Annotated in this window: 26 protein-coding genes and 3 pseudogenes; 17 read left to right on the top strand and 12 right to left on the bottom strand. The window is 59.9% G+C overall.

The window, feature by feature from the left end:
• Positions 1 to 123: 123 nt before the first annotated feature.
• The 4 genes from tal to PP4_RS18510 form a co-directional block, all read right to left on the bottom strand.
• The gene (gene tal / locus PP4_RS18525) at positions 124 to 1,050 is read right to left on the bottom strand and encodes a transaldolase (RefSeq protein WP_016500713.1); all 927 of its coding nucleotides are present in this window, start codon (positions 1,048 to 1,050) and stop codon (positions 124 to 126) included.
• Positions 1,051 to 1,253: 203 nt separating this feature from the next.
• On the bottom strand, positions 1,254 to 2,264 hold the full coding sequence (gene dusA, locus PP4_RS18520) for a tRNA dihydrouridine(20/20a) synthase DusA (protein WP_041167810.1): 1,011 nt from the start codon (positions 2,262 to 2,264) through the stop codon (positions 1,254 to 1,256).
• Positions 2,265 to 2,672: 408 nt separating this feature from the next.
• Entirely contained in the window at positions 2,673 to 2,963 is a 291-nt protein-coding gene (locus tag PP4_RS18515; RefSeq protein WP_016500711.1) for a DUF1330 domain-containing protein, read from the bottom strand.
• Positions 2,960 to 3,766, bottom strand: coding sequence for an NAD(P)H-dependent oxidoreductase (locus tag PP4_RS18510; protein WP_049824920.1), 807 nt, complete (start codon positions 3,764 to 3,766; stop codon positions 2,960 to 2,962). The genes PP4_RS18515 and PP4_RS18510 overlap by 4 nt, the downstream gene beginning before the upstream one ends.
• A 48-nt stretch (positions 3,767 to 3,814) precedes the next feature.
• On the opposite strand from PP4_RS18510, the gene PP4_RS18505 reads away from it, so the two are divergent.
• Positions 3,815 to 4,771, top strand: a complete 957-nt coding sequence (locus PP4_RS18505) for a LysR substrate-binding domain-containing protein (RefSeq protein ID WP_016500709.1) — start codon at positions 3,815 to 3,817, stop codon at positions 4,769 to 4,771.
• On the opposite strand, the gene PP4_RS18500 is transcribed toward PP4_RS18505, so the two are convergent.
• Entirely contained in the window at positions 4,753 to 5,622 is an 870-nt protein-coding gene (locus PP4_RS18500; RefSeq protein WP_016500708.1) for an AraC family transcriptional regulator, read from the bottom strand. The two genes, PP4_RS18505 and PP4_RS18500, sit on opposite strands and share 19 nt — an antisense overlap.
• A gap of 129 nt (positions 5,623 to 5,751) precedes the next feature.
• On the bottom strand, positions 5,752 to 6,168 hold the full coding sequence (locus PP4_RS28140; RefSeq protein WP_080642804.1) for a GFA family protein: 417 nt from the start codon (positions 6,166 to 6,168) through the stop codon (positions 5,752 to 5,754).
• A gap of 208 nt (positions 6,169 to 6,376) precedes the next feature.
• Here PP4_RS28140 and PP4_RS18495 point away from each other — a divergent pair, with 208 nt between their 5' ends.
• From PP4_RS18495 to PP4_RS18475, 5 genes are all read left to right on the top strand, one after another.
• A complete protein-coding gene (locus PP4_RS18495) occupies positions 6,377 to 6,904 on the top strand; it encodes a DUF3455 domain-containing protein (RefSeq protein ID WP_016500706.1) in 528 nt (175 codons plus the stop codon).
• A 108-nt stretch (positions 6,905 to 7,012) separates the two neighbouring features.
• Positions 7,013 to 7,561, top strand: a complete 549-nt coding sequence (locus PP4_RS18490; protein ID WP_041168100.1) for a sigma-70 family RNA polymerase sigma factor — start codon at positions 7,013 to 7,015, stop codon at positions 7,559 to 7,561.
• A complete protein-coding gene (locus tag PP4_RS18485) occupies positions 7,558 to 8,265 on the top strand; it encodes an anti-sigma factor (RefSeq protein WP_016500704.1) in 708 nt (235 codons plus the stop codon). The genes PP4_RS18490 and PP4_RS18485 overlap by 4 nt, the downstream gene beginning before the upstream one ends.
• 95 nt (positions 8,266 to 8,360) lie before the next feature.
• Positions 8,361 to 8,822 carry a MerR family transcriptional regulator gene (locus PP4_RS18480; protein WP_016500703.1) on the top strand — a complete coding sequence of 154 codons (462 nt, stop codon included), beginning with the start codon at positions 8,361 to 8,363 and terminating at the stop codon, positions 8,820 to 8,822.
• Between the two features lie 155 nt (positions 8,823 to 8,977).
• Entirely contained in the window at positions 8,978 to 10,231 is a 1,254-nt protein-coding gene (locus PP4_RS18475; protein WP_016500702.1) for an NADH:flavin oxidoreductase/NADH oxidase family protein, read from the top strand.
• Positions 10,232 to 10,259: 28 nt separating this feature from the next.
• Here PP4_RS18475 and PP4_RS18470 read toward each other — a convergent pair whose 3' ends face one another.
• The 4 genes from PP4_RS18470 to PP4_RS18455 all read right to left on the bottom strand — a co-directional run bounded on the left by PP4_RS18470 (position 10,260) and on the right by PP4_RS18455 (position 13,011).
• Positions 10,260 to 11,483 carry an amidohydrolase family protein gene (locus tag PP4_RS18470; RefSeq protein ID WP_016500701.1) on the bottom strand — a complete coding sequence of 408 codons (1,224 nt, stop codon included), beginning with the start codon at positions 11,481 to 11,483 and terminating at the stop codon, positions 10,260 to 10,262.
• Between the two features lie 47 nt (positions 11,484 to 11,530).
• Positions 11,531 to 11,788 (bottom strand): DUF2790 domain-containing protein, encoded by a 258-nt coding sequence (locus PP4_RS18465; protein ID WP_016500700.1) that lies wholly within the window; start codon positions 11,786 to 11,788, stop codon positions 11,531 to 11,533.
• A gap of 66 nt (positions 11,789 to 11,854) precedes the next feature.
• Positions 11,855 to 12,325, bottom strand: a complete 471-nt coding sequence (cynS, locus tag PP4_RS18460; protein WP_016500699.1) for a cyanase — start codon at positions 12,323 to 12,325, stop codon at positions 11,855 to 11,857.
• A 26-nt stretch (positions 12,326 to 12,351) separates the two neighbouring features.
• Positions 12,352 to 13,011, bottom strand: coding sequence for a carbonic anhydrase (locus tag PP4_RS18455; protein ID WP_016500698.1), 660 nt, complete (start codon positions 13,009 to 13,011; stop codon positions 12,352 to 12,354).
• Positions 13,012 to 13,123: 112 nt separating this feature from the next.
• On the opposite strand from PP4_RS18455, the gene cynR reads away from it, so the two are divergent.
• The 5 genes and pseudogenes from cynR to PP4_RS28945 form a co-directional block, all read left to right on the top strand.
• Entirely contained in the window at positions 13,124 to 14,035 is a 912-nt protein-coding gene (gene cynR / locus PP4_RS18450) for a transcriptional regulator CynR (RefSeq protein ID WP_016500697.1), read from the top strand.
• A 465-nt stretch (positions 14,036 to 14,500) separates the two neighbouring features.
• Positions 14,501 to 14,990, top strand: a pseudogene (locus PP4_RS18440) (Hcp family type VI secretion system effector).
• 9 nt (positions 14,991 to 14,999) lie between these two features.
• A complete protein-coding gene (locus PP4_RS18435; RefSeq protein WP_016500694.1) occupies positions 15,000 to 15,977 on the top strand; it encodes a hypothetical protein in 978 nt (325 codons plus the stop codon).
• A complete protein-coding gene (locus tag PP4_RS18430) occupies positions 15,974 to 16,339 on the top strand; it encodes a hypothetical protein (protein WP_041167808.1) in 366 nt (121 codons plus the stop codon). The genes PP4_RS18435 and PP4_RS18430 overlap by 4 nt, the downstream gene beginning before the upstream one ends.
• Before the next feature lie 92 nt (positions 16,340 to 16,431).
• A pseudogene (locus PP4_RS28945) lies at positions 16,432 to 16,600 on the top strand (IS5/IS1182 family transposase); the annotation flags it as partial.
• Between the two features lies 1 nt (position 16,601).
• On the opposite strand, the pseudogene PP4_RS29725 reads toward PP4_RS28945, so the two are convergent.
• Positions 16,602 to 17,041: pseudogene (locus PP4_RS29725) on the bottom strand (DUF3592 domain-containing protein); the annotation flags it as partial.
• Between the two features lie 359 nt (positions 17,042 to 17,400).
• Here PP4_RS29725 and PP4_RS28130 point away from each other — a divergent pair.
• Both PP4_RS28130 and dmeF read left to right on the top strand, forming a co-directional pair.
• Positions 17,401 to 17,676 carry a metal/formaldehyde-sensitive transcriptional repressor gene (locus PP4_RS28130; RefSeq protein WP_016500693.1) on the top strand — a complete coding sequence of 92 codons (276 nt, stop codon included), beginning with the start codon at positions 17,401 to 17,403 and terminating at the stop codon, positions 17,674 to 17,676.
• Positions 17,677 to 17,696: 20 nt separating this feature from the next.
• A complete protein-coding gene (gene dmeF, locus PP4_RS18420) occupies positions 17,697 to 18,629 on the top strand; it encodes a CDF family Co(II)/Ni(II) efflux transporter DmeF (RefSeq protein ID WP_016500692.1) in 933 nt (310 codons plus the stop codon).
• Between the two features lie 86 nt (positions 18,630 to 18,715).
• Here dmeF and PP4_RS18415 read toward each other — a convergent pair whose 3' ends face one another.
• Entirely contained in the window at positions 18,716 to 19,684 is a 969-nt protein-coding gene (locus PP4_RS18415) for a LysR family transcriptional regulator (RefSeq protein WP_016500691.1), read from the bottom strand.
• Positions 19,685 to 19,797: 113 nt separating this feature from the next.
• Between PP4_RS18415 and PP4_RS18410 the strand changes: the two genes are divergently transcribed.
• The 4 genes from PP4_RS18410 (at position 19,798) to PP4_RS18395 (ending at position 24,756) form a co-directional block, all read left to right on the top strand.
• Positions 19,798 to 20,157: a cupin domain-containing protein gene (locus PP4_RS18410; protein WP_041167805.1), complete on the top strand. Its 360-nt coding sequence runs from the start codon at positions 19,798 to 19,800 to the stop codon at positions 20,155 to 20,157.
• A gap of 118 nt (positions 20,158 to 20,275) precedes the next feature.
• Positions 20,276 to 22,063, top strand: coding sequence for a choline dehydrogenase (locus tag PP4_RS18405; RefSeq protein WP_016500689.1), 1,788 nt, complete (start codon positions 20,276 to 20,278; stop codon positions 22,061 to 22,063).
• A gap of 114 nt (positions 22,064 to 22,177) precedes the next feature.
• A complete protein-coding gene (locus tag PP4_RS18400) occupies positions 22,178 to 23,641 on the top strand; it encodes a purine-cytosine permease family protein (protein WP_049824900.1) in 1,464 nt (487 codons plus the stop codon).
• A complete protein-coding gene (locus tag PP4_RS18395) occupies positions 23,638 to 24,756 on the top strand; it encodes a class II histone deacetylase (RefSeq protein WP_016500687.1) in 1,119 nt (372 codons plus the stop codon). The genes PP4_RS18400 and PP4_RS18395 overlap by 4 nt, the downstream gene beginning before the upstream one ends.
• Positions 24,757 to 25,000 lie beyond the last annotated feature (244 nt).

Genomic DNA, 25,000 nt, shown 5'->3' with positions numbered 1-25,000 from the left:
GCTTGTCCGCGAAAGGGCCCTTGGATTCAAGAAAATGCTAAAGCCTGGCGCGGAAACGATAGCAAACAAAAACGGGCGGAAAATGCTGAACACTTCCCGCCCGTCAGGCAAATTCGATATGTGTCAGGCTTTTTCAGCCATCAACTTCTCCAGTTTTTCCTGGTCCCGCGCAAACTGGCGAATACCCTCGGCCAGCTTCTCGGTGCCCATGGCATCTTCGTTCATTGCCCAGCGGAACTGGCTTTCATTCAGCTGCTGCTTGGCCTCGCCGGCATTGCCTGGCTTGAGCACGCGCGGCAGTTCACCCTGGTCATCGCTCAACTTCTGCAACAGTTCAGGGCTGATGGTCAGGCGGTCGCAGCCCGCCAGTTGTTCGATCTGGCCGATATTGCGGAAGCTGGCGCCCATGACCACGGTGTCGTAGCCATTGGCCTTGTAGTAGTCATAGATGCGCGTCACCGACTGCACGCCTGGGTCGTCGGCGCCCACATAATCCGTGCCGGTGCTCTTCTTGTACCAGTCGTAGATACGGCCCACAAATGGCGAAATCAGGAACACCCCTGCATCGGCACAGGCTTGGGCCTGGGCGAAGGAGAACAGCAGGGTGAGGTTGGTCTGGATGCCTTCCTTCTCCAGCTGCTCGGCAGCACGGATGCCTTCCCAGGTGGAGGCCAGCTTGATCAGCACGCGGTCTTTGGAGACCCCGGCCGCGTCATACAGCCCGATCAGCTGGCGGGCCTTGTTCAGCAGCGCCGGTTCATCGAACGACAGGCGAGCATCCACCTCGGTGGAGATACGCCCCGGAATGACCTTGAGAATGCCTGAACCCACGGCGACCGCGAACTTGTCGCAGGCCAGGTCGACATCGCCCTTGGCATCGGCCTTCACCTGCTTGAGCAGGTCGGCGTAGCCCGGGATGGCGGCGGCCTTTAGCAGCAGGGACGGGTTGGTGGTGGCATCGACCGGCTTCAGCCGGGTGATGGCGTCCAGGTCCCCGGTGTCGGCGACCACGGTGGTGAACTGCTTCAGTTGTTCCAGCTTGGAAGTCATGGGCGTGCTCTGTCCTGTGCATTTACTCGACATTACCCGAGCCCCGACAGCCGCTCAAGGGCCTGTAGAAGCGGGCTTGCCCACGAAGGGCTGTACATAAGGTGAAGATTCGAGTGCCCGGCTGCCTTGAGGTTCCACATACTGCAATTCTCAAGCTCGCACGATCGTCTGTAGGAGCCGCCGGGTTGCGTGCACGGGTAGTATCACCGGCCTTGCAGCAATTCCACCGCCTGGTCAAACACTGCCAGCGGCTGCGCCGCCTTGTGAATGTCTGCCGACAGCAACTGACGGAAGCGCCGCGCCCCTTTGAACCCTTGGGCCAGCCCCAGAATATGCCGGGTAACGTGGTGCATCGCGCCACCGCTTTCCATGTGCGCCACGATATATGGCCGCAACTGCGCCAACGCCTCGCTACGGCTGATCACCGGCGCATCGCTGCCAAACAGCTGCTGGTCGACCTCGGCCAGCAGGTAAGGGTTGTGATACGCCTCACGCCCCAGCATCACACCATCGAAGGTTTCAAGGTGTGCCTGGCATTCTGCCAGGGTCTTGATCCCGCCATTGAGCACGATTTCCAAGTCCGGGAAGTCCGCCTTCAGCTGCGCCGCGACGTCATAGCGCAGGGGCGGAACCTCGCGGTTTTCCTTCGGCGACAGCCCCTCCAGAATCGCGATACGCGCATGCACGGTAAAACTCCGGCACCCAGCCTCACGTACCTGTCCGACGAAATCGCACAGTTCGGCGTAGCTGTCGCGGCCATTGATGCCGATACGGTGCTTGACCGTCACCGGTGTCGACACCGCATCCCGCATGGCCTTCACGCAATCGGCCACCAGCGCCGGGTGAGCCATCAGGCAAGCGCCGATCATGTTGTTCTGCACCCGGTCGCTCGGGCAGCCGACATTGAGGTTGACCTCGTCATAGCCCGCGTCCTCGGCCAGGCGTGCGCAGGCTGCGAGGTCGGCGGGTACGCTACCGCCCAGTTGCAGGGCCAGCGGGTGCTCGGAGGCATCGTGGCGCAGGAAACGGTGGGCGTCGTTGTGCAGCAGGGCACCGGTGGTGACCATTTCGGTGTAGAGCAAGGTTTGACTGGAGAGCAGGCGCAGGAAGAAGCGGCAGTGGCGGTCTGTCCAGTCCATCATCGGTGCAACGCTGAAGCGGCGTGACGGCTCAGGGCGCGTGGTTTCTGGCTTTGGGGCTGATTCTAGGGGCATTCTGGTCTACGCATTTTGGTACCATTTTTCGGGGTTTTGGGCGCTTTTTGGTTGCGCACTGGTACGATGTACCAATGCCAATCACGCTTGTACCACCGAAAACCATGGCAACTATCAGAGCAAGGAAAAAGGCTGCTGGGACGGTGAGCTATACCGTCCAGATCTGCCTCAAGAAAAAGGTGTATTAGTCTACCAAGAAGCCCAGACGTTCGCCCGGGAGCAGCTAGCTCAGGTTTGAACAAAACGACGAGAAGGGCCGGAGGGGGCTGGCCACAAACTGGCTAAAGCATGACGAGACTATCGACATCCGCCGCTAAGCGACGCGGCACTACAGCAATGAGGTCGCTCGCCTTCAGTATCCCGGAAAGCTCTGGGCCCTGACGCCGATAGTCTCCCCTAGCGATGAGGCTAGGCGAGATCGCCTTCAATAATGATCAGTTCGCGGCAATAGGCGCGAAGCGCGAACTGTTTTGCGGCGGTGTAATCAGGATCGCTATAACAGTTCTTGGCTTGCGCGTAGCTAGGGAACTCGACCACAAGCACGCGCTGGCTGGATTGGGCCTCGACCAATGTCCCAGGCTTCAGAACCTTGACCTTGGCATTGTACTTCTCACTGATGGGTGCCCACAGTCGGCCATATTCCTGCTGTGCATCGGCGTCGTTTACCTCGGCACCGAAAATGATCCAATAGCCCTTCACGATGATTCTCCATTTGCAGCACTATCAAAATTCTTGCTCGCAGACGCTTCGAAGGTCTGGCCAGCGCGGGGATTCCACTGGACGCCCGAACGGGCGGGTATGCCTGGCTTGAGCTGTTGATGCTCGTCGTAATCCTGCCGTGGATGAAAGAACAGCGGTTGCATATCGCCCAGCCGTGATAGCCGCTCGGCATACTGCAGCAGATAATCCTCCCGTTGCTGTTGGCTGACCTGGGCGGGCATCCACGCGGCAAAGGGGGGGAGCACGGTAAAACCGGTGTACGCCAGTATGCCGTTGTGAATGGGCCAGAGAATGTGGTGCAGATCACCGTCAATGCCGTTGGGTGCGTACAGGGTGCTTGCGGTACCTGTGGTGAGGCTGAGCATTGCGCATTTGCCCTTGAGGTGTCCGGTATCGTACTTGCGCCCGGTGGAATAGGCGAAACCGCGGCTCAAGACACGATCAACCCAGCCCTTGAGCATGGCTGGCATGGAAAACCACCACATCGGAAACTGGAAAATCACCAGCTCGGCCCATGCGACCTTGTCCTGCTCGGCCTTAACCTCGCTACATACCGTCGCAGTAACCTGAGCGTGCGCCTGCTCCGTGGCGGGGTCAAAAAAGTGCCCATCGACCCGCTCGGAGAAATCCTCTGCCTGCAGTACGGCGTTCCAGCCCATGGCATAAAGGTCACTTACCCGCACTTCATGGTTTAGCCGGGTAAGCGTACGCACCGCAGTCCGGGTCATGGCGCCATTGAAGGAGCAAGGTTCGGGATGGGCATGGATAATCAGAACGTTCACGTGTTGTACCCCTCGGGCCGGCAAGATTGCTGAGGTGATTGTGGTGAGATGGCCAACCCGGTACAAATCATCTCTCGTGACGGTATGAAAGAGAAAAACTACGCTATGCGAGCCGATACCCCGATGAAGGCCATTGTCTGTTTCGACGCTGTCATGCGCACCGGCAGTGCGGTACTGGCAGCTCAGCAACTGTTCGTTACGCCTGGGGCGGTGGGACAACAGATTCGCAAGCTGGAAGACTGGCTGGGTACCTCTCTGTTCGTGCGCAGCGTGCGCAGGCTACAGCCGACCGAACAAGCACTGCGCTATTGGGCGCAAGTCAAGCCAGCGCTTCAGCAGCTTGAACACGCCAATCTTGCGCTGCAGCGCAGCGGCGAATTCGACGTGCATCTGAGCCTGCCACCCGCGTTCGCGAACACTTGGTTTGCCCGCCGGATGCCTGACCTGACCCGTTCGTATCCAGAGTTGAAGCTTCACGTGAGCGCATCCGTGGCGCCTGTCGACTTTCAGTCGGGCACTTATGATCTGGCCGTACGCCATTTCGACGGCCAAGCCCTCGACCTCCAGGTGAAGTTGCTGCTGCGTGATGAAGCTCGCGTCTATTGCAGCCCTGAATACCGCGAGCGTCTGCAACTGTCCGTCATCGAGGACATGGTACGCGCGACGGTGCTCTATACCACCTCTCACGCCAATTGGTCGCGATGGTTAGGGCAAGTCGGAATGTCCTTCGACAGGTTGAAGAGCGACTTGCGTTTCGATCAGTCGGAAATGGCCATCGATGCTGCACGGCGCAGCCAGGGCATTGTGCTGACCAGCCCTTGGTTGGTGGAGGACGACGTGGCGCAGGGCAGTTTGGTACAGCTGTTCCCCCATGTCCTGCTGACTGGGAAAAACTATTACCTGGTCCATAGTAACGACCGGCCTTTGGGCGCGGCTGCTCGGCAGTTGTTTGAGTGGCTGGCTGCTGCTGCCACCCTTGGCCCGGCCTACTTCAGCGGCACATAGATATCCGTTTCCCACTGCTCCAGTGGCGTTTCCGGATACACGCTCAGGTATTGGAAGAACAACGGATGGTCGCGCAGTTCTTCATTGCTCGACGGCAACCAGTCCCGGTACAGCGGGTAGATGGTTTCGCCAATGTAGTCAGGCGAGCCGCTATGCCGAATCACGGCACAACGGCCCGCCGGTATAACCCGTTCATGCACACCGAACTCATTGGGCTGCACGGCCTCGTTCATCTCCCCACAAACGGCGAAGCGAAAGGCGTGGGGCGGGGTGGTGTCGGGGTTGTCGTAGGGGATGCCGAAGGTGCGGCTGCTGGCCACCGGCGACTGGCCGCTGTTTATGCGCCATTGGCGAAAACGCGCAACGCTTTCACCGACCAGGCTGGGCGGCCCTCGGTGTTCGAGCGCGGCCACGCGGGTTTCGGCGAACTCCACTATACGGATCTGCATGGTGATACTCCTGCAAAGGCGTGGAACAACGAATACCGCACTCCAGGCCTGCCAGTTCGGCGCCTTGGCGAACACGCTCGGCGCCATGCCGAACGCACGCTTGAACGCCCTGGAAAAGGCTTCGGGGCTTTCGAAGCCGGCGCCGAATGCGGCGTCCAGAACGGGTGTTGCGGGCAAGGCGACCAGTTGGTGCGCCGCACGTCGAAGCCTCATCAGTTGCACATACCGTGAAACCGGAACGCCCATGTATGCCGTGAACTGCCGGTGAAAGTGAAACGCCGAAAAGTTGGCGATGCGGCTCAAGGCATTCACCGACAGGTCACCTTCGAGGTGGCTGTCGATGTAGGCAAGCACGGCTTCGAACCGTTTTGCATAGGCAGGGCTGTGCTGTGAGTCAGTCAACGAGCGAAGTCTCCGGAGGGTGCGGTGAGCGCTAGCATCCGTTGTTCAGGCATCGAGGTGCCTAGCCGTGATTGCTCTGTTGCGGATTATCCTGACGCCACCGTGGATGGCAGCGCCGTTGCATCGAACTCAGCGGTCAACTGATCTGCTCTTGCAATCAGACGGGATGAACGGAAAGCACCAAGGGGCAGCAGAGTCGACGTGCAGATGTTTCTGCTTCTTGGGCAGGAACGGTGTATCAAGCGTGCCAAGTGCTATCGAAACCCAGTCGGCAAACTCACCTTCGGAGCGTGACCAGAACAAGGTCGAGCCGCACTCTACGCAAAATTCCCGCACCACCGTCGGCGAAGACGCATAGGTCTTGATACTGGTGGCGCCACGAAGGATGCGCAGCATGCTACGCGGAACGCTGCCGTATGAAGCGAATGCTGCCCCGTGCCCTTTGCGGCACTGGCTGCAATGGCAGTGGCTCACAGCTTTTGGCGTGGTAAGCAGCAGGTAACTGACCGCTGCGCACAAGCAGCTTCCTTGGTATGACTCTTTCACTGGCGCTTCCGTGCAGGTGGAAAACGCCAGCGTAACCGCCCCGGCGTGATCAGTCGACCGTGGCACGCCTGCTTCGCTGTCAGCACGGTATCGATAACGCGCATGCAAAATTATTGTTGAGCCGGTGCATCCAGAACGGCACCCGATGGGTAGTTCTTATCAGGCAGTCGGTGATTGCCTGACCCATGACCCCCACGGAGTTCGCCCCATGATCATCAAGCCCGCTTTCTCCCTGCTCGCCGCCTGCCTTGTACTGGCATCTGCCCCCGCCCATGCCCAGTCGGGCGTCCCGGAGGCGGTCAAGGTTCCCGATGGCCACGCCATCATGCTGGAAACCGTCGGTGTCGGTGAGATCACCTACGAATGCCGCGACAAGGCCAATGCGCCAGGCCAGACGGAGTGGACCTTCGTCGGCCCCAAGGCGGTGCTCAATGATCGCAGCGGCAAACCTGTAGGTGACTATTTTGGTCCTCCGGCCACCTGGCAGGCCAAGGACGGTTCGAAAGTCACCGGCACCCAGCTTGCCGTCGCCCCGGCGGCCAAAGGCGATATCCCGTATCAACTGGTCAAGGCCAACCCTGCCGAGGGCAATGGCGCGATGCAAGGAGTCAGCTACATCCAGCGCCTGGCGACTCGCGGTGGCGTAGCGCCTTCTGTGGACTGTACGGCGCAGAGCAAAGGCGCGCAGCAGAGGGTCAAGTACCAGGCGGACTACGTGTTCTGGTCCGCCAAGTGACGAGGGTTTGAGCGGCACGCCAGCGATTGATCATCTACGCTGCTGGACGTGCCCCAGGCCGCTAAGCCAGGGCACCGTCCAGGTTTCATGATGAAGGAACGCCCCATTTTGAATTCGCCCGTTGTTCCATTTGATTTCGAGGGCTGTCTTGCCGCTTGTGCCCAAGGAGACCGCCACGCCTTGCAGGCGCTGTATGAGCATGAGGGGGCACGTTTGCTGGGCGTCGCACGGCGCATCGTGCGCGATCAGGCGAGCGCGGAGGACATCGTTCACGATGCCTTTGTGCGTATCTGGACACGTGCTGCCAGCTATGACCCATCGCGCGGTTCAGCCCGAGGCTGGGTGTACAGCATCACCCGTCACCTGGCGCTGAACTTCGTGCGTGACGGCCGCTGGGAAACCGACCTGGGCGAGCCTGGCGTGATCGCGGCTGTAACCCTGGCCCCGGAGCTGGACGACCTGCAACTATGGTCAGGCTCGGCGAAAATCTATCGCTGCCTTGAGCAACTGCAACCCGCTCCCCAGCGTTGCATCCTGCATGCGTATGTGGATGGTTGCAGCAATGCCGAAATCGCAACCCTGCTGGGTGCGCCGTTGGGCACCGTGAAGGCATGGATCAAGCGAAGCCTGAAGGCCCTGCGGGAGTGCATGACATGAAGCGTACCCCAGGTGATGACAGCGCCGAGGACCTGGACGACCTGGCAGCCGAGTATGTGCTGGGTACCTTGAGTGGCGAGCAGCGTGCTGCCATGCAGGACCGGTTGAAAACGGAGCCGGCCGTACGAGCTGCAGTTGATGCCTGGGAGGCCCGCCTGCTCGAACTGACCACGCAAGTTGAACCCATCACGCCAAGCCACCGCTTGTGGGGCCGGATCGAGCGCAGCCTTGAAGAGGCTTTCCCGCCAGTGCATCCACGCGCTGGCTGGTGGCAGCGGCTTGGACTCTGGCAGGGCTTGAGCGCTGCGGGGCTTGCAGCGAGTTTGCTTCTGGCCTTGGCGCTGTTGACCAAGGCACCGCCTGTGACCACCTACATGGTGGTGCTCGTGGCGCCGTCGGGCCAGGCCCCGGGTTGGGTAGTGCAAGCCAACGATGCCAGCATGATCGAACTGATCCCCCTAGGCGTGGACGATGTGCCCGAAGGCATGACTTTGCAGTTCTGGACCAAGGGTGAGCAGTGGCGCGCACCTGTTTCGCTGGGGTTGGTCAAACCGGGCGAACAGTACCGCGTGCCGCTGAGGCGCTTGCCTGCGCTTGAGCCGAACCAGTTGTTCGAGCTGACCCTTGAGAAAGCGGGGGGCTCTCCTACGGGTGCTCCAACAGGCCCGGTCAAGTTCATCGGCCGCGCAGTGAAAGTAATATGACGTAGGCGGGCCCCAGGCAATACTGATTCGCTTGGCTGACCGACGACTCCAGCTTTAAAGTCAACTCAGGGTCGATAGCATTTTCAGGGTGGGTTATGAGAATTGGCGAACTGGCGAAAATCAGCGGGCTGGCACCGTCACGCATCCGGTTCTACGAGGCAAGCGGCTTGATCAGATCTGTCGAGCGCAAAGCGAATGGCTACAGGGACTACGCGCCTGAGACCCAATGGGTGCTGGAAATCATCACCGGAGCGCAGGCGGCGGGGTTTTCATTGGAAGAAATACGGCAACTGATGCCGACGAATGCCAGCGGCTGGCACCACGACCAGTTGCTCAGTGGACTCAAGCAGAAGGTTGAGGAAATTGGTGTTCTGCAGCACCGGCTAGCGCAGAACAAAGCGCAGCTTCTTCTCGTCATCCAAGGCATCGAGGGTAAGCCCGAAGGTATGGAGTGTGCGGAAAATGCGCAAATGCTGATCAATCGTTTGCGTGAAGAAGGGGTTGGCCAAGCCTCAGGCAAGCGTGCAGTGAAATCCGCGTCCCGGCGGGCGCCGTGACAGGGCTGGCAAGACAGCTGTCGGCCAGGATCAGGGTATACATGTCGATCAGGTAGCGAGCTTGCCAGGGGCTGGTGCGATGAACCTGAAAAAGCTGTTGACCTTAAAGTTTACTTTAATCTTAAGGTGGCCTCATCTTCAGTTGAGGACTGCCCATGAACGTATTCGACACCCTGATGCTTCCCAACGGTTCGACCATCAAGAACCGAATCGCCAAAGCCGCCATGGAAGAGAACATGGCGGACGCCGATCAGGCGCCTTCCGAAGCACTGATGCGTCTCTATCAAGCATGGGCCGACGGTGGGGCCGGCCTGATCATCACCGGCAACGTGATGGTCGACGGCCGCGCGATGACCGGGCCGGGTGGCGTGGTGTTGCAGGACGACCAGCAACTGCACAAATTCAAGCGCTGGGCGCGTGTGGGGCGATCCGGCGGCGCGCAGTTCTGGTTGCAGATCAATCACCCAGGCCGGCAGATGCAGGCCAACCTTGGGCAAAAAACCTGGGCACCTTCAGCAGTGCCGCTGGAGCTTGGCAAGATGTCCAAGCATTTTGTCACGCCGTATGCAATGACCCCTGGCGTGATCGAAGAGGTTATCCAGCGCTTTGCGAATACCGCACGCCTCGGCGAGCGCGCAGGGTTCACTGGCGTGGAAATCCACGCTGCCCATGGCTATTTACTGAGCCAGTTTCTGTCGCCGTTGACCAACCAGAGGACGGACGAGTGGGGCGGGGCTCTGGAAAACAGGGCACGCCTGTTGCTCGAAATCGTCAAGGCGGTCAGGGCTGTGGTTTCTGCGGATTTTGCAGTGGCGGTCAAGCTCAACTCGGCTGACTTCCAGCGCGGAGGCTTCAGCGCCGATGACGCGAAAAGGGTAGTTGGGTGGCTCAACGACCTGGGCGTGGATATGGTGGAGTTGTCGGGAGGCAGTTACGAAGTACCGGCCATGCAAGGTGAAGCGCGCGATGGCCGTACCCTGGCTCGCGAAGCATATTTCGTCGAGTTCGCCCGTGAGATCCAGACCGTCGCCAGGATGCCGGTGATGGTCACCGGCGGTATACGTCGCCGCCCGGTGGCCGAAAGCGTCGTGCAGCGTGGTGTGGACATGGTGGGCATCGGAACCGCGTTGGCCATCGATCCGCATTTGCCTCGTGACTGGCTGCAAGGCAAGGAAAATGCCCCGCAATTGCCGCCGATCACCTGGAAAAACAAAGCCCTGGCAGCCTTGGCGAACATGGCAGTAGTGAAGTACCAATTGCGCAAACTCAGCCGAGCTAAAAAGCCCGACCCGAGTGTTTCACCAGTACGCGCGCTGATCTTGCAACAGCTCTCCATGGCCGTTCGTACTCGCCAGTATCGGAGATGGGTCGAAAAGGCTTCGCATAATGGGCTGGGAGACGCAGGATGAGCATGCCCTGGAACACTCCCCGATGGCCTCAGAATGCGACTGACCTGCGGTGCTCAGCGGTTGCCACCACGCTGCCGCGCTTGAGTACCATCAGCCGTGTCGGCAGGTCGAGAATGACGTCGGCCACAGCCCGGCAATCCACCATCACCAGGTCGGCATCATTGCCCACCGCCAAACCATGGCGTTTCAAGCCCAACGCTTTGGCAGGGTTGGTCGTGAGCATCGACAACACGGTGGCCTGATCATCCGCGCCGCCCAAGTGGCACGCGGGAATGGCCAGTTGCGCAATGTGCAGCAGGTCGCCAGTGCCATACGGTGTGAATGCGTTGCGGATGTTGTTGGTGGCCAGGCAAACCGTGACACCGCCGTCGCGCAGTGCACGCACCGGTGTCAGGGTGCGTCTGACATTGTGACTGTCACCCCGAGCTCCCAGGTGCAGGTCGGTGGCGGGCAGGCACATCACGCTGATGTCGGCCTCACGTAGCAACGCAATCACTTGTGCCTGTCGCGCTGGCGAGGCAGCGGCCAGGCTGGTCAGATGCCCAACGCAGAACCGTCCTTGGTAGCCTTCGGCAATGGTTCGACGTGCCACGTACTCGATGGTCATGTGCTCGGCGTCATCGGCGAAGTCCTGGTGCAAGTCGATGTCTTTGCCGTAGCGCTTGGCCAAGTCAAAGACGAAATCAATGTGCTCCAGCGGCGACACGTCGTTGTAGGGAATGCCGCCCACCACATCGGCGCCCATCTCCATTGCCTGGGCCATCATGGCCTGCATGCCAGGCAGCTTGAGAATGCCTTCTTGCGGAAAGGCCACGACCTGGATGTCGATCACCTCTCGGAACTGCTCGCGCAACTCCAGCACCACTTCGAGCCCGGTGAAGCCTTGGGCGGGGTCGAACTCGGCATGGGCACGTACATGCGTGGTACCGGCCTGAACCAGTGCGCGCAGCACCTGGATCGAACGTTCGCGGATATCCTCACGGGTCAGTGTGGGCTTCAGTTCGGCGGTGACGGCGATCGCTTCCTTCAAGGTGCCGGAACGGTTGGCCTTGCGGTGCATCACGTTGGCTTTTTCCAGGTGCAGGTGGCCCTCGACAAACCCGGCAACAAGCACTTTGCCGTCGCCTTGGATTTCGTGCGCTGCGGTGGTGGCGATGTGCTGCTCGATGTCGGCGATTTTGCCTGCTTGCACGGCCACATCTACCAGTGGTTGGGCGTCGTCAATGCGTACATTGCGAAAGATAAGGTCCATCAACTTCAGTCCTCATATAGAGTGCTGCCGCGCTGCGAAGGCCGGGCTCAGTTATTCGAGCAACCATTGCCCATCACGCGGTACTCAAGCACATGCTCATTGCCTTGGGAGTCTTCGTACGTCATGCGAGCGGGTACCACCTCGCAGACATCAGGTACCTGGCTCATGGAAATGACGCGAGCGATATCGAGGTGCCGGGAGTAGCTGTATTGTTCAACCGGTGCCTGCTCGACCTGTTGCTCGACTTCGGTCGCCATCGCCACGTTACACAGCCCGCCTAGTATCAATGCGAACAACGCTTTCAATTTTGATCACCTTCAGGTTGTGGCTCGGCCGCAACATTGCGGCCGAGCCCATGTGTTGCAGCCAGATCAGAACGGTTTGGTGGGCAGGTATTTGCCATCCAGGGTGATCACCGCGCGCGAGCCACCCTCGGGGTCTTCGACTTTCTGGATGTCCAGCTTGAAATTGATGGCACTGATGATGCCGTCGCCGAACTTTTCATGAACCAGCGCCTTCAAGGTGGTGCCGTACACCTGCAACATCTCGTAAAAGCGGTAGATGGTCGGGTCGGTCGGGACGCCATTTTGAATGCTGCCGCGCAGTGGCACGGTCTGCAGCAGTGCGATGCCGTCAGCGTCGAGGCCGAGCTTGTCACCCACCACCTGGGCGGCGGTCGCCGGCAACGGGTGCTGGCCCAGCAGTGCTGCGGTGACGAACGCTTCGGACAAGCCGGTGCCTTCGGTGATCTGGGAGAACGACAGGTCTTTGCGGGCTTTGGCCAGAAGGATGACTTCGCTCAGGGCAAGGCGGGTGTTCTGGCTGATTTGCGATTGGATCATGGTGTTTCTCCTTGGTTGAAAAATACTTAGGCAACGCGCTTGGGTTGATGGGAAACGGCGTGTACTTCGGGGTTGTGGGCGAGGGATACGAATGTGCCTGTACCGCCATCGAAGGCCTCGATCAGCCCGCTTTCGATGTCGTAGATCCAGCCATGCAATGTCACGCGGCCTTCTTCCAGGGCCAGGCGCACCGAGGGGTGGGTCTGGATGTTGGCAAGCTGGGCGATCACGTTTTCGCGCACCATGGCCTCGACCTTGGCCTGCGGGCCGAAATGGTTGCGGGCTTCGTTTACCACTCGTGCGGAATCGGCGTAGCGCAGCCAGCCGGCCACTGCGGGCATGTGGTCCAGGCACTTGCAGGTGGCGATGGCCGTCATGGCACCGCAATCGGAGTGGCCGCAGATGACGATGTCGGAAACCTGCAGGGCCGCCACGGCGTATTCCACCGAGGCCGATACGCCTCCAGGCTCGGGGCCGTAGGACGGCACGATGTTGCCTGCATTGCGGATGACGAACAGGTCTCCGGGTTCACGCTGGGTGACCAGCTCCGGCACCAGGCGGCTGTCGGAGCATGAAATGAACAGGGCACGTGGGCTTTGCTGGCTGGCCAGGTCCTTGAACAGTTTGACGCGCTCGGGGTAGGCCTCTTTCTGGAACTTCAGAAACCCGTCGATGATGTCTTTCATGGTTGACTCCTTGAATGACGCGATGTGTTGAAGCAAAGGTTACGCAGCCCTTTCAATAAGGTAAAAGTCTGATTTATGATCTAATAGATCAGATAATCTTATAGGTGCGTCCATGCTTGCCCGACACATCCAGTACTTCATCGCAGTGGCAAACCATCTCAGTTTCACCCGCGCCGCAGCGGCGCTGCATGTGTCTCAACCGGCCTTGTCGCAGCAGGTCCGGCAGCTGGAAGAGAGCCTCGGCACAACCTTGTTCGATCGCTCCGGCCGCACCACGCGGCTGACGGATGCCGGCGAGGTGTATCTGCGCTATGCCAAGCGGGCCGCGCAGGAACTGCAGGAGGCAAAACGAGCCATTGATGACCTCGGCGATCTGAGCCGCGGGTCACTTAGGGTGGGGGTAACGCCGACATTCACCAGCTATCTCGTTGGCCCGCTGGTTGAAGCGTTCCATGGCTGCTACCCGAACATCACGCTGGTGGTGCGAGAGATCGCCCAAGAGGCGATGGAGGAATTGTTGTTGGCCGACGAGGTTGATGTGGGCATAGCGTTCGACAACGGCCATCATCTGGACCTGGAGGCCCAAGCGCTCCTGGTCGAAACCCTCGCGCTGGTGGTAGGCAAGCGGCATCCCCTCGCCACGACGGCCAGTATTGGCGTGGAGGCGTTGAACTCAGAATCGCTGATACTCTTGAGCGCCGAATTTGCCACGCGTGAGCAGATCGACAGCTATTGCCGCCAGCACAACATTCGGCCTCACGTACAAGTGGAAGCCAATACCATCAGTGCGCTTATCGAAGTGGTCAGCAGGACCAAGCTCTCGACCTTGTTGCCGGCCACCATCGCCCAGGCTCACGAGCAGTTGGTCGCTATCGAGCTTGACCAGCAGCGCTTGCAGCGCACTGCTGTTCTGATGCAACGAAAAGGGGTTTATCAAACGGCTGCAGCGAGAGCCTTTGTCGAACTGGCAATGAAAGTGGCCAAGCAACTTGAGGCGCCCGGCTGCTCCGCCCGGTTGATGTAGAAGGGCGCGATAGGCTGTTATCGACCCAAAGCTGCCCTCGTGGTAAACGAATTCCACTGCCAGCCCCTTACGGTAGCCCCAGGAGATATAAACACCATGGACTTTGTAGCAATCGTGCTTCTTGGCATGTGGCTTTACGCCATCGGGTCACTTATCACATTGCCGTGCAAGATCTTCGGCATGAAGAAGCACTCCCAGGACGTTTGGGCCTTTCTGACGCGGGGCAACTACTCCAGTAATAGGCTACGCATCGCTCCAAGGCTTTCTAATCCTCTCTCAGCAGGTAGTAAATTGCGCGGATCGTGCGCTAGCGTCCCCCAATTCCTAGGAAGGGCTATCCCAACACAGGTCAGCCTGTGCTGACTTGATCGGAAAACCCATAACGTGCCCAGAAACTTTTTTTTGATATAAGTGTCACACTCTTCCTTCGAGAATTATTCCAACCATTACCAAGGAGCGGTAAATATGGCTTTCGATGCCTACATCCAAATCGACGGTATCCCTGGCGAAGCGCTGGATGAGCAGTACACCAACTGGATCGAGATCAATAGCTACAATTTCGCCGTCAATCAAAGCACATCTGCCACCGCGAGCTCTTCTGGCGGTGCGACATCCGGATCGTACGATCCTGACCAATTTCACCTTCACTAAGTTTCTCGACAGCGCGAGTTGCAAGCTGCTGGAAGCAAGCTGTGCGGGCCAACATCTGAAAGAAGTGAAGCTCGTGCTTTGCCGGGCAGGCACAGACAAGCTGAAGTACTACGAAGTTGTCTTGGAAGAAGTGATCATTGCCGACTACTCGCAGAACGCCGGCTCGGGCGTTCCTATCGAGGTCGTTCAGCTGAACTACGGACGCATCAAGACCACCTACACCCGGCAGAAACGAACTGATGGTAGCGCTGGAGGGAATGTGACGGGGGGCTGGGACCGGATCAACAATAAGAAGTATGCGTGAGGTAAGACGATGAGTGAGGCACGCAGCTTCATCAACTCCAGGACCCAGTCCTACCACGCTTTGAAGGCCAGCACACCGGTATCGGGGCATGCTCAGGGCAAATTCGATGTTCTGAATGCGCACATTGCCAACAGTGTGGTTATGGGCGGGGAGCTGGTGATCGTCGGCGACCCCGATACACCCTCTTGCACCAGCCACGAAGCTTTCCTCATGGCCAAGGCTGCTCAGGTGCACGCTGGCTTGCTTACAAGTGGGGTGGACGCGGATGATTTTTTCCTGGAGCACTTCGACTTGCTGCAAAGCGTTCTTGCCAACGCTTCAATGGGAGTTGGTGCAGTCGGTGAAGGCTGGAGCAGGCATCTGCAAAATATCAAGGACACACTTGAGGAGATCGAGAAATTACATCGCGAGTACCTCGGCTCTGGCACCTTGAGTGCCCGCGACGCGTTTTATGCCAAGCGCACCGCTTTGTTCATGAAGCTCGAAAAGCAGCTGGGAAACTTCGCCGCGTACGGTTCAGGGTTACGTAACCAAGGAAAGGTCAAGCAGGCATTGGGCATCTCGACCCGCAGCTACCTCCACTCAGGCGAGATCGCCGGTTATGCCGACAAGGTATCTGGTGTTGCCAAAGCGTCGAATTTGGTCAAGAAAGGCACGTATATCGGTACTGCGCTGGATGTGGCTGCCACAGGCTTGTCGATTCATAAAGCCTGCACAATGGGCCGGGAGGACCAGTGCCGCCGCGCCAAATATGTTGAAAGCTCGGCGTTGATAGGTGGCCTGGGAGGTGGCAGCCTCGGTGGGTATGCGGGAGGTATGGCAGGAGCTGGTGCTTGTGTAGTCGTTCTGGGGGTTACTACAGGCGGCCCTGGAGCGCTGGTTTGTGCTGTGGTAGGCGGTGCAGTTGGCGGTAAAATCTTCGGAGACATCGGGAGCTGGGGAGGTGAGATGGTGGGTGATTTTTTATATCGTGAGGTATCGGAGTGAATGCAGTTGACCCTGGATTGATTGCGCTGTTGATCCTTGCGCCCATAGTTCTGTCTATGATCGTGCTGTGTTACATCGCACATAAATACACTGAGCACTTTGAGTCGTTACTCCCGAACTGTACGTACGTGGCCGGCAATAAAAAAATATTCCAGCATGCAGGCTTACTGGGCAAAGTCATGCGCACGGGGTCGATCTCTTTGGTGCTGGCGATACCGTCAATCTTTTTGCGCAGAGGCTTGATTGACTTAAATGAAGTTAAACGTTTTCCGCCCAACATGAGACGATTATTGGTGAGCATGTTAGTCATCCAAATGGTACTGCTCATTGCTCTAACCATTTTCCATTATGTATATCGTTGAAGCTTAGGGATTCTCCAATCAAGTCAGCACAGGCCGTCTGACCTGTGCTGAAATAGCCCTCCGTCCACTGCCCTCTACAAGCCCTCCGTCTCATGAGTCAGATGAGCTTTTCCGATTTCGAGTAACGCCGGTAAGCGCAAGCAAACCCTTCGCGAGCGTTTCATGGCCGAGATGGAGCAGATGCTGCCGTGGAGCTGATTGGTGGCATTGATTGAGGCGCACTACCCAAAGGCCGGCGGTGGTCGCAACCCATTTCAACTGGTTGCGCCATCCGGCGTCGGTAAATCCATGCGGCCAGGTGGTAGCGGCTACCTCCCAACGCGAATACGCAAGCGAACAGACCGGCCAGCAGGCTCGCGCCCCACAGCGCGCCTCGGTCATCGATGAGTGCGGTCGTAGCGGGCGCTTCAGGGCGGTACAACACGTTAACCCGGTCGCCTATGGCGTAGCCGAACATCAACCCAGTTTCGGGTGAGCTGATCACTCTGCCAGTGGCGTCCCTAAAGTCGATTTGTGGATGACTGCCGCCCGCGTTCACAGCGCTGACATTGCCTCGGGCGCGTTGGGCGTGAACTACAAAGCCCAAGCGGTCCAAGCGGTCTTCAACCAACCAAAATGTAAGGCAGACCAGAAACAAGCCCACCGGAATGAAAACCGAGGCACGGAGGATGTCCCCCGGGAACAGGATGGCGTCTTGCCCATGGCTGGTTCCTTGGTTCGTCCCCTAAACGCATTTCATTGCAGTGAATATGAAGAGTGCTGTCAAGCCAGAGCCAGCAGTAATGGCGATCGGAGGCCTCGGTTTGCAGTACTCCTTTCCGTGAGTGTCTGCAATGGGTCGAAAGTGGTCTGTCGTGACCGGCTGCTTTCGACCCAAAGCGGCCTGTCGCAAGGGGGTAGTAATCGGCGAGAGGCGGCCCCTCCAAACCCCTCGCTTTACCCTCGAAAATGAAGTCACTCCACCCGCAAGGACGTGTAGATAAGCCTTCCATCTGCTAAACCTTGCATACGTATAGGGGGTATACCTATCATGCAGGGAGTATAGGTAGGGGGGGTATCCCATGGGCCACATTGCAGCAAACAGAGACGATCTGCTCAAACGCGTGAAACGTATCGCCGGACAAATCCAAGCCGTTGAGCGGGCATTGGAGTCGGACCTTGATTGCGCGAAAACACTGCACCTTGTTGCCGCTACTCGCGGAGCTATCAATGGCTTGATGGAGGAAATCATCGAAGATCACGCGCGGGAGCATGTCGCGAACCCTGCTCTCAGCGAAGAAGAGCGTAACAAAGGCGTCGAGGAGCTTCTTGAAGCGATTCGCCGTTACTCCAAGTGAACGCATCCAGGATCACGCTCATGACTAGCACGAACATAAATTACGCTCACGATCATGTGTTCCTTGGCTCAGCACATGACGAAAATGCCAAACGTACGCTTTGGGTTGTGGCGCTGACCGTTGTGATGATGGTTGGTGAGATCACCGCTGGCTATATCACGGGCTCGATGGCGTTACTGGCTGATGGCTTTCACATGGCAACTCATGCCGGCGCATTGGGCATCGCAGCGGCAGCTTATGTATACGCAAAACGCCACGCTTCCAGCCAGCGCTACAGTTTCGGTACCGGTAAGGTTGGAGATTTGGGCGGATTCGCCTCGGCGCTGATTCTCGGAATGGTCTCAGTGGGAATGGGCGTTGAGTCTGTCATGCGCCTCATGCAGCCAACAGAAGTTCAGTTCGGCCCCGCGACGCTCATCGCGATTGCCGGTTTGATCGTCAACATTGTCAGTGCCCTGCTGCTAGGTCACGGGCATAGTCATGGGCACGATCACGATCACGATCATGATCACGGCCATGCCCACGCCCATCACGGTAACGACAACAACCTGAAATCGGCCTACGTACACGTCATTGCGGACGCGCTGACTTCCGTTCTGGCTATTGCTGCATTGCTCGCCGGCCAGTATCTCGGCTGGGTGTGGCTGGACCCGGTCATGGGGATTGTCGGCGCCGTAGTTATTGCGCGCTGGGCATGGACCTTGATGGGGGCCACCGCAGGAGTACTGCTGGATCAGACAGATGAACACGTCGCCTTGGAGATCCGCGAACTGGTTGAGAGACAGGGGGATGTCACTATCACGGACTTGCATGTCTGGCGGGTTGGACCACAAGCCCATGCAGCTATCGTAAGCGTCCTTGGTGATGCCACTGCGAACGCCGACACCATTCGTGAACGGCTCAAACCGGTTCACGAAATCAACCATCTGACGGTTGAGTACCGGCCGGTCTGATTTAATTCCTGTTGAAGTGGCTGGATAAACACAGGGTATATGGCTTGCCCTGAATAGCTGCTATGGGTCGATAGCAGCCCCGACCGCTAACGCCCCATAGCGCAAATCCGTTGACGTTCCATGACCTGAATGCCCTGTTCTGTCAGCGTTTGGCGCACACCCACCTGGTAGCTTTCTATCGCGCCACGCAGCCAGATTTCAAACTTTTGGCTCGCGGGGGAACTTGGCCTTTTGGGTTTGAAGAGGGTGTAGTTCTGCGCGCTAACCAGGCCGAGTGGGTAGGGCACGATCAGCTCACCTGCGCGAATGGCAGGCATGGCCAGGAAGCTGTCGCCGATGGTCAGGCCACCCCCAGATGCCGCGACGGACAGGCACAGGGTGGTTTCGTTGAACATCGTCTGCTGGCGTCGTGCGCCGCCGGGGTCGAGCCGGGTCAGGGCGCACCATTCATCCCAGATGTCGTAGTTGGCATCGATCAGGTACGGCGCATCGCAAGGCTTGCGGCCTTCGCCTAGGTAGGTCTGGGCGAAGTCGCGGGTGCAGACCAGCAGATCGATCCAGCGGCACAGCTCGGACGCTTCCAGCCCGCCACCGACCTTGGCGCCATGCATGCCATAGAAAATACGGAAGTCGAAATCTTCGTCGAGGCGGAAGGTCGCGTTTTTCTCTGCGGTGATCTCCACGGAAATTCCAGGGTTGGCGACCAGGAATTTTCCGACCTGGCCGGCCAGCCAGCTCGAGGCGAAGTCACGGCATACCAGCACCCTCAGCTGTTCGCCCTGGCGTGCCCGGCGACTGATGGTATCGGTGGTCAGCTGGATCAGCTCGAAGGCTTGTTGCAGGGCCACGAACAGCTCGCGACCGGCCGGTGTCAGGCGGATCACATTGCCGGTACGCAGCAGCAGGGGGCAGCCCATGTCGCTCTCCAGTTGCGCAACCTGCTTGGACACTGCGGGGCGTGTGACATGCAGTTCTTGTGCGGCGCACGAAATGCTGTTGAGCCGGGCAACGGCCTCGAAGGCTCGTAGCGCGGTCAGGGACTGGTGCTTTCTCAAGGAGGTGGCTCCGTAACCTGAGGTGACGCAGGCAGAAATCTTGTCACTTGTCTGCATGGAAGCCCGACCCTAGCCTGACTGTCAATCTCAACACGCAAATCCGAGGCTCCATCATGCTCCTTCCGATCCGTTTTTCTTCCACTGGTCCCGCAGGCTGGCAACAATTGCCGAACCAAGCCCTTGAGCATGCCGAGCTCATCGAAGGCCGGCCGATGGGCCTTGACCATGCCTACTTCAGCCGTGGCGAACCGCCGGTGAAATCGGGTATCTGGCGCTGCGAGCCGTATACCGAGCGCTACGAAAGCTACCCGGCCGACGAGTTCATGGTGGTGCTGGAGGGCGAGGTCACGCTGGAGGCGGAAGGCTTCTGCGAAACCTATACCCAAGGTGACTCCTTCCTGGTGCCCAAGGGCTTTCGTGGCACCTGGCGCCAACCAGTGCCGATGCTCAAGTTCTACGTGATCGTCGGCTAGCCAGCCCAGGCCACGCCGCCACGCCTTCAACCCAACCCAGACCCCGAGCCTTGGGCCGGCATTGCCGCGCGAGGTGGGCGGGTCTGTCTCCAGCTATACGACGGTGGGGATCAGTACCATGTCGAATCCTGAGCAAACAGCGTTTTCCAGCCCGCACGACGAAGGGCGCTATGACTACATCATCGTGGGCGCCGGCGCCGCCGGCTGCGTGTTGGCCAATCGCCTTGGCGAAGACCCTGGTGTGCAGATACTGGTGATCGAAGCCGGTGGCAGTGACAACTCGGTCATCGTGTCGATGCCCGCCGCGCTATCGATCCCAATGAACACCAAGCGCTTCAACTGGGGCATGAAGACCGAGCCGGAGCCTGGCCTGGATGGCCGACAGGTGAACCTGCCCCGTGGCAAGGGGCTTGGCGGCTCCTCGTCGATCAACGGGATGTGCTGGGTGCGCGGCAACCCGATGGATTACGAACTGTGGGAAGCGCTGGGGGCCGAGGGCTGGCGCTGGTCGAACGTGCTTCCTTACTTCCAGCGCCTGGAAAACGTCGAGGGCGGTGGGCTGCTACGCGGGACCCAGGGGCCGATGCGCATCAGCCGGGGGCTTCAGACCAACCCGCTCTACCAGGCCTTCGTCGAAGCCGGCAACGAGGCGGGGTACGCCGTCAGCGACAACATGAACAGTCGCCAGCACGAGGGCTTCGGCCCGATGGAGATGAACGTCGGCGACGGACGTCGCATGAGCGCTGCGCGTGCCTATCTGCGGCCAGCCATCGCCCGCGGCAATGTGCGTGTGATCAAGGGCGGCCTGGTCGACCGGGTGATGTTCGTAGGCCAGCGCGCCAGTGGCGTGGTGTTCTCGGTGGCCGGCAAGCCCGCCAGGGCCATGGCCACGCGGGAGGTGATTCTGTCGGCGGGCGCCATCATGTCCCCGGTGATTCTCAAGCGGTCAGGCATCGGCCCGGCGCAAGAGCTGGCGCAGCATGGCATCGCGGTGATTCACGACGCGCCTGAAGTGGGTGAGAACCTGATGGACCACATGGAACTCTACCTGCAAATGGAGTGCACCCAACCGGTCAGCCTGTTCCCTACCCAGAGCCTGCTGGGCAAGGCCAGGATCGGGATCGAGTGGCTCGCCACCCGGCGCGGGCTCGGGGCGACCAACCACTTCGAGAGCGGCGGACATATTCGTAGCCGGGCGGGTATCGTTTATCCGGACATCCAGTTTCACTTCCTTCCGTTGGCCATCTCCTATGATGGGCAGACGCTTGCCAAAGGGCATGGTTTCCAGGTGCATGTGGGCACCAAGCGCTCCAAGAGCCGGGGTTGGGTCAGGCTGCGTGACGCCCTCCCGCAGAGCATGCCGCGGGTACGCTTCAATTACATGACCCATGCCGATGATTGGGCGGAGTTCAGGGCGTGCGTGCGCCTGACACGGGAGATCTTCGCCCAGCCGGCCTTCGCGCCCTATCGGGGCCGGGAACTGGCGCCAGGCGCGGCGGTGCAGGACGATGCCGCCATCGATGCGTTTCTCAAGCAGAAGCTCGAAAGCGCCTACCACCCTTGCGGTACCTGCCGCATGGGCAGCGACGCCGCCGCGGTGACCTTCCCGGATGGCCGGGTACGCGGGGTCGACGGGCTGCGTGTGGTGGACGCCTCGCTGATGCCGGCAGCCACCGCTGGCGACTTGCAGGCACCCACCCTGGTGCTGGCCGAGCGATTGTCCGACCTGATCCGAGGTCGTCACCTGCCCGAGGCGCAAGGGGCCGCGTTGTTGGCCGATCCGCAATGGGCCACCCGGCAGCGCGGGCCTGATATCTCCCGCGACTATGCCCGTGAACGCGACCGGTTGGCCGCCGCGCTGCTGGCCAATGCCAAGGGGCAACCGCTGCCGATGGGCGCCGGTTGACTCAAGGCACCTGGCCCATAACCGGCATCGATCTGTAAGGGAGACCAACGAGCGCTCGATAAATGCAGCATCAATGATGCACCCCTGATCAATCTCACCCAGGAAAACAAGAAAATGAGAATGACATCCAATGGGCAAAGTGCCTCGGTGAAACCCGCGATCGCGCGGGGCCGGTCCGACGGTGCGGAACGGCGCTCCGTAGATTTCGTGCCGGTGTCTGAGCGTCACGGCAGCGTGCGACATCTCGGTGCGGTGTGGATCGTTGCCAACATCAACCTGACCGCAATGGCGACCGGCGTCACGACACTGGCGCTGGGTGGGCCACTGTTCTGGACGTTGGTCGCGACCGTGTGCGGCTCGCTGTTCGGCACGCTTTTCATGGCGCTGCATTCCTCGCAGGGGCCGCACTTGGGCCTTCCGCAGCTGGTTCAGTCCCGAGCGCAGTTCGGCTTCTTCGGCGCCGCGATCACGGTATGGGTCTTCGCCCTCGTCAACTACTTCAACTACAACGTCGCCGACGCGATCCTGGCGGGGTCAAGCCTGCATTTTCTACTGGGGATTCCAACCGCCTGGGGGTTCCCGATCGCAGTACTGTTTGCCGGCACACTGGCGTTGTATGGCTACCGCTGGATCCACCGGGTCAACCGTTTCCTGGTCGTTCCGCTGGGTCTGACGATCGTGGTGCTGACCTTCGCCGCTGTGGCACGCAGCACGATTCCTGCGGGTGTGTTCGAGCCTGGCCCTGTCGAATGGCATGCCTTCGCCACCACCTTCGTCATCGTGGCGGGCTTCCAGCTTGGCTGGGCGCCCTACGTGTCCGACTACTCCCGCTACCTGGCCCCCAGCGTTTCCACGCGCTCGTCGTTCCTGTGGACCTACCTGCCGTCGGCGATCTCGGCGCTCTGGGTGATCGGCCTGGGCTCCTTGCTCGCGGCGGCCACGCCCGGCGCCACAGTCATCATGGCGATCGCGCACGGTGGCGATAGCCTGTTCCCAGGGGGCGGGCACCTTGCGGTCGCGCTGCTGTTCCTCGGCCTGCTGGTGGTGATGGCGCTCAATGCCTATGGCGGCAGCCTGACCCTGATCTCGATCGTCGACTGCTTCCGCCGGGTGCGGCCGTCGCTGGCCATGCGAGCCGTCACGATCGTTGCGATGACGCTGTCGGTCTGGGTTGTCGCGGCAATGGTCGGAGAGGACCGGTTCAACGTGTTCTATGGAAACGTCCTGGTATTCCTTGCCTACCTGTTCACACCCTGGACGGCCATCAACCTGGTGGACTTCTACCTCGTGCGCAAGGGGTGCTACTCGATCCGCGAACTGTTCAACCCCGCGGGGATTTATGGGCGATGGGGATGGCAAGGCAATGTCGCCTACCTCGGCGCGCTGGTGGTGATGGTCCCGTTCTTCGTCACGGCGCCCTATACCGGGTGGATCGCACGGCAAATGGGGGATATCGACCTCTCGATGTTTATAGGTCTGGTGGCTGCCAGCGCATTTTATCTTCTTACTTCTCGAACCCTTGATCTGGGCAACGAACGTCGCCTGGTGGAAAAGGAACAACAGGTCAGCGAGCGATGAACATGAAAACAACCGGCTGGATTTGGGACGAACGCTTTACCACTCACGATACCCGGGCCTGGAGCCTGCCTTGGCAGGAGCCGATCGACCATCCCGAGAAGGGCGATACCAAGCGCCGCTTCGCAAGTCTGGTCACGCGCAGCGGCCTTGAGCAGCAGCTTGTTTCGCTGCCCTTCAGCCCGGCGTCGCAGGCCGACCTGCTGCGGGTGCACACGCCGGCGTATGTCGATCGGATCCTGAATCCGACCGGCCCGGCCTGGAGCGATGCGGGCGATGGTGAGACGCCTGTGGGGCCTGGTTCGGCGGACGTCGCCAGGCTCGCGGCAGGTGCTGTGATCGCGGCGTGCGAAGCGGTCGTGACGGGTACCGTGAGCAATGCCTACGCACTCATTCGCCCGCCAGGGCACCATGCGGTTGCCGACCAGGGTATGGGTTATTGCATCTTCCACAACACCGCGGTCGGCATCCGCCATCTCCAGCACACTGGCGCGGTGGCACGTGTCGCGATCATCGATTGGGATGTTCATCATGGCAACGGGACCGAGACCCTCTTCTACGACGACCCGTCGGTGTTGACGATCTCCCTTCACCAGGACGGTCTCTACCCCATCGGGCGGGGGAAGGTTGACGACATCGGCGCAGGCGCAGGCATCGGCGCCAACCTCAACATCCCGCTTCCGGCAGGATCTGGGCGAGGAGCATACGTGGGTGCGTTCGAGCGTGTGGTCATCCCTGCGATCCGCCGCTTCGGGCCGGACCTCATCGTGATCGCGAGCGGCTTCGACTCGGCGGCAATGGACCCCTTCGGGCGCCAGCTGCTGCACTCTGAGGCCTATCGTGAGCTGACGACACTGGTGATGCGCCTGGCCGATGAGGTGTGCAAATCGCGGGTTGTGGCCGTACACGAGGGCGGCTACGACCCGCTCATGGGGCCGTTCTGCGGGCTTGCCGTGGTCGAGACTCTTGCCGGGCGACGCACGGCCGTCGAGGACCCTTGGATCGGCACGGTCGTGAACCTGCCGGAGCAAGCCTTGTTGCCCCACCATGACGCGGCAATACGCGCGTGCGAGCCCCTTCTGGCGGGAGTTCCGGCTGGTTGCGAACCTGCCCGATGAGACTGAGCGCAGGTGCCTGAAGTAGGACCAACGGATGTGTCATCACCCCTGCATGAGATCATGCAGGGGTGATGTTCCATAGCGAGGTTCCGCTCCCCAAAATCAAAATGACGCGGCGTGGCATCAGGCGTTGCAACGAGTTCGCCATCGACCCTGGCGAGCACGCCTGCGCCGATGATTTCGCTGACGCTCATGGCCGACCCTCGGGACATCGAGCCTGGCACTTGACGCGCGATGCTCAGTG

Origin of the sequence: Pseudomonas putida NBRC 14164 (assembly GCF_000412675.1) — a bacterium.
GTDB lineage: Bacteria > Pseudomonadota > Gammaproteobacteria > Pseudomonadales > Pseudomonadaceae > Aquipseudomonas > Aquipseudomonas putida.
The sequence above is the reverse complement of the archived record's forward strand: the minus strand, read 5'-3'. Positions and strand labels throughout refer to the sequence as shown.

Excerpts from the sequence above, each read along its gene's own strand:
- PP4_RS18475 (WP_016500702.1), top strand. The coding sequence starts at position 8,978 with ATGAACGTATTCGACACCCTGATGCTTCCCAACGGTTCGACCATCAAG.
- PP4_RS18400 (WP_049824900.1), top strand. The coding sequence starts at position 22,178 with ATGAGAATGACATCCAATGGGCAAAGTGCCTCGGTGAAACCCGCGATC.
- cynR (WP_016500697.1), top strand. The coding sequence starts at position 13,124 with ATGCTTGCCCGACACATCCAGTACTTCATCGCAGTGGCAAACCATCTC.
- cynS (WP_016500699.1), bottom strand. The coding sequence starts at position 12,325 with ATGATCCAATCGCAAATCAGCCAGAACACCCGCCTTGCCCTGAGCGAA.
- PP4_RS18480 (WP_016500703.1), top strand. The coding sequence starts at position 8,361 with ATGAGAATTGGCGAACTGGCGAAAATCAGCGGGCTGGCACCGTCACGC.
- PP4_RS18495 (WP_016500706.1), top strand. The coding sequence starts at position 6,377 with ATGATCATCAAGCCCGCTTTCTCCCTGCTCGCCGCCTGCCTTGTACTG.
- PP4_RS18435 (WP_016500694.1), top strand. The coding sequence starts at position 15,000 with ATGAGTGAGGCACGCAGCTTCATCAACTCCAGGACCCAGTCCTACCAC.
- PP4_RS18405 (WP_016500689.1), top strand. The coding sequence starts at position 20,276 with ATGTCGAATCCTGAGCAAACAGCGTTTTCCAGCCCGCACGACGAAGGG.
- PP4_RS18455 (WP_016500698.1), bottom strand. The coding sequence starts at position 13,011 with ATGAAAGACATCATCGACGGGTTTCTGAAGTTCCAGAAAGAGGCCTAC.
- dmeF (WP_016500692.1), top strand. The coding sequence starts at position 17,697 with ATGACTAGCACGAACATAAATTACGCTCACGATCATGTGTTCCTTGGC.
- PP4_RS18485 (WP_016500704.1), top strand. The coding sequence starts at position 7,558 with ATGAAGCGTACCCCAGGTGATGACAGCGCCGAGGACCTGGACGACCTG.
- PP4_RS18395 (WP_016500687.1), top strand. The coding sequence starts at position 23,638 with ATGAACATGAAAACAACCGGCTGGATTTGGGACGAACGCTTTACCACT.
- PP4_RS18505 (WP_016500709.1), top strand. The coding sequence starts at position 3,815 with ATGGCCAACCCGGTACAAATCATCTCTCGTGACGGTATGAAAGAGAAA.
- PP4_RS18470 (WP_016500701.1), bottom strand. The coding sequence starts at position 11,483 with ATGGACCTTATCTTTCGCAATGTACGCATTGACGACGCCCAACCACTG.
- tal (WP_016500713.1), bottom strand. The coding sequence starts at position 1,050 with ATGACTTCCAAGCTGGAACAACTGAAGCAGTTCACCACCGTGGTCGCC.
- dusA (WP_041167810.1), bottom strand. The coding sequence starts at position 2,264 with ATGCCCCTAGAATCAGCCCCAAAGCCAGAAACCACGCGCCCTGAGCCG.
- PP4_RS18410 (WP_041167805.1), top strand. The coding sequence starts at position 19,798 with ATGCTCCTTCCGATCCGTTTTTCTTCCACTGGTCCCGCAGGCTGGCAA.
- PP4_RS28130 (WP_016500693.1), top strand. The coding sequence starts at position 17,401 with ATGGGCCACATTGCAGCAAACAGAGACGATCTGCTCAAACGCGTGAAA.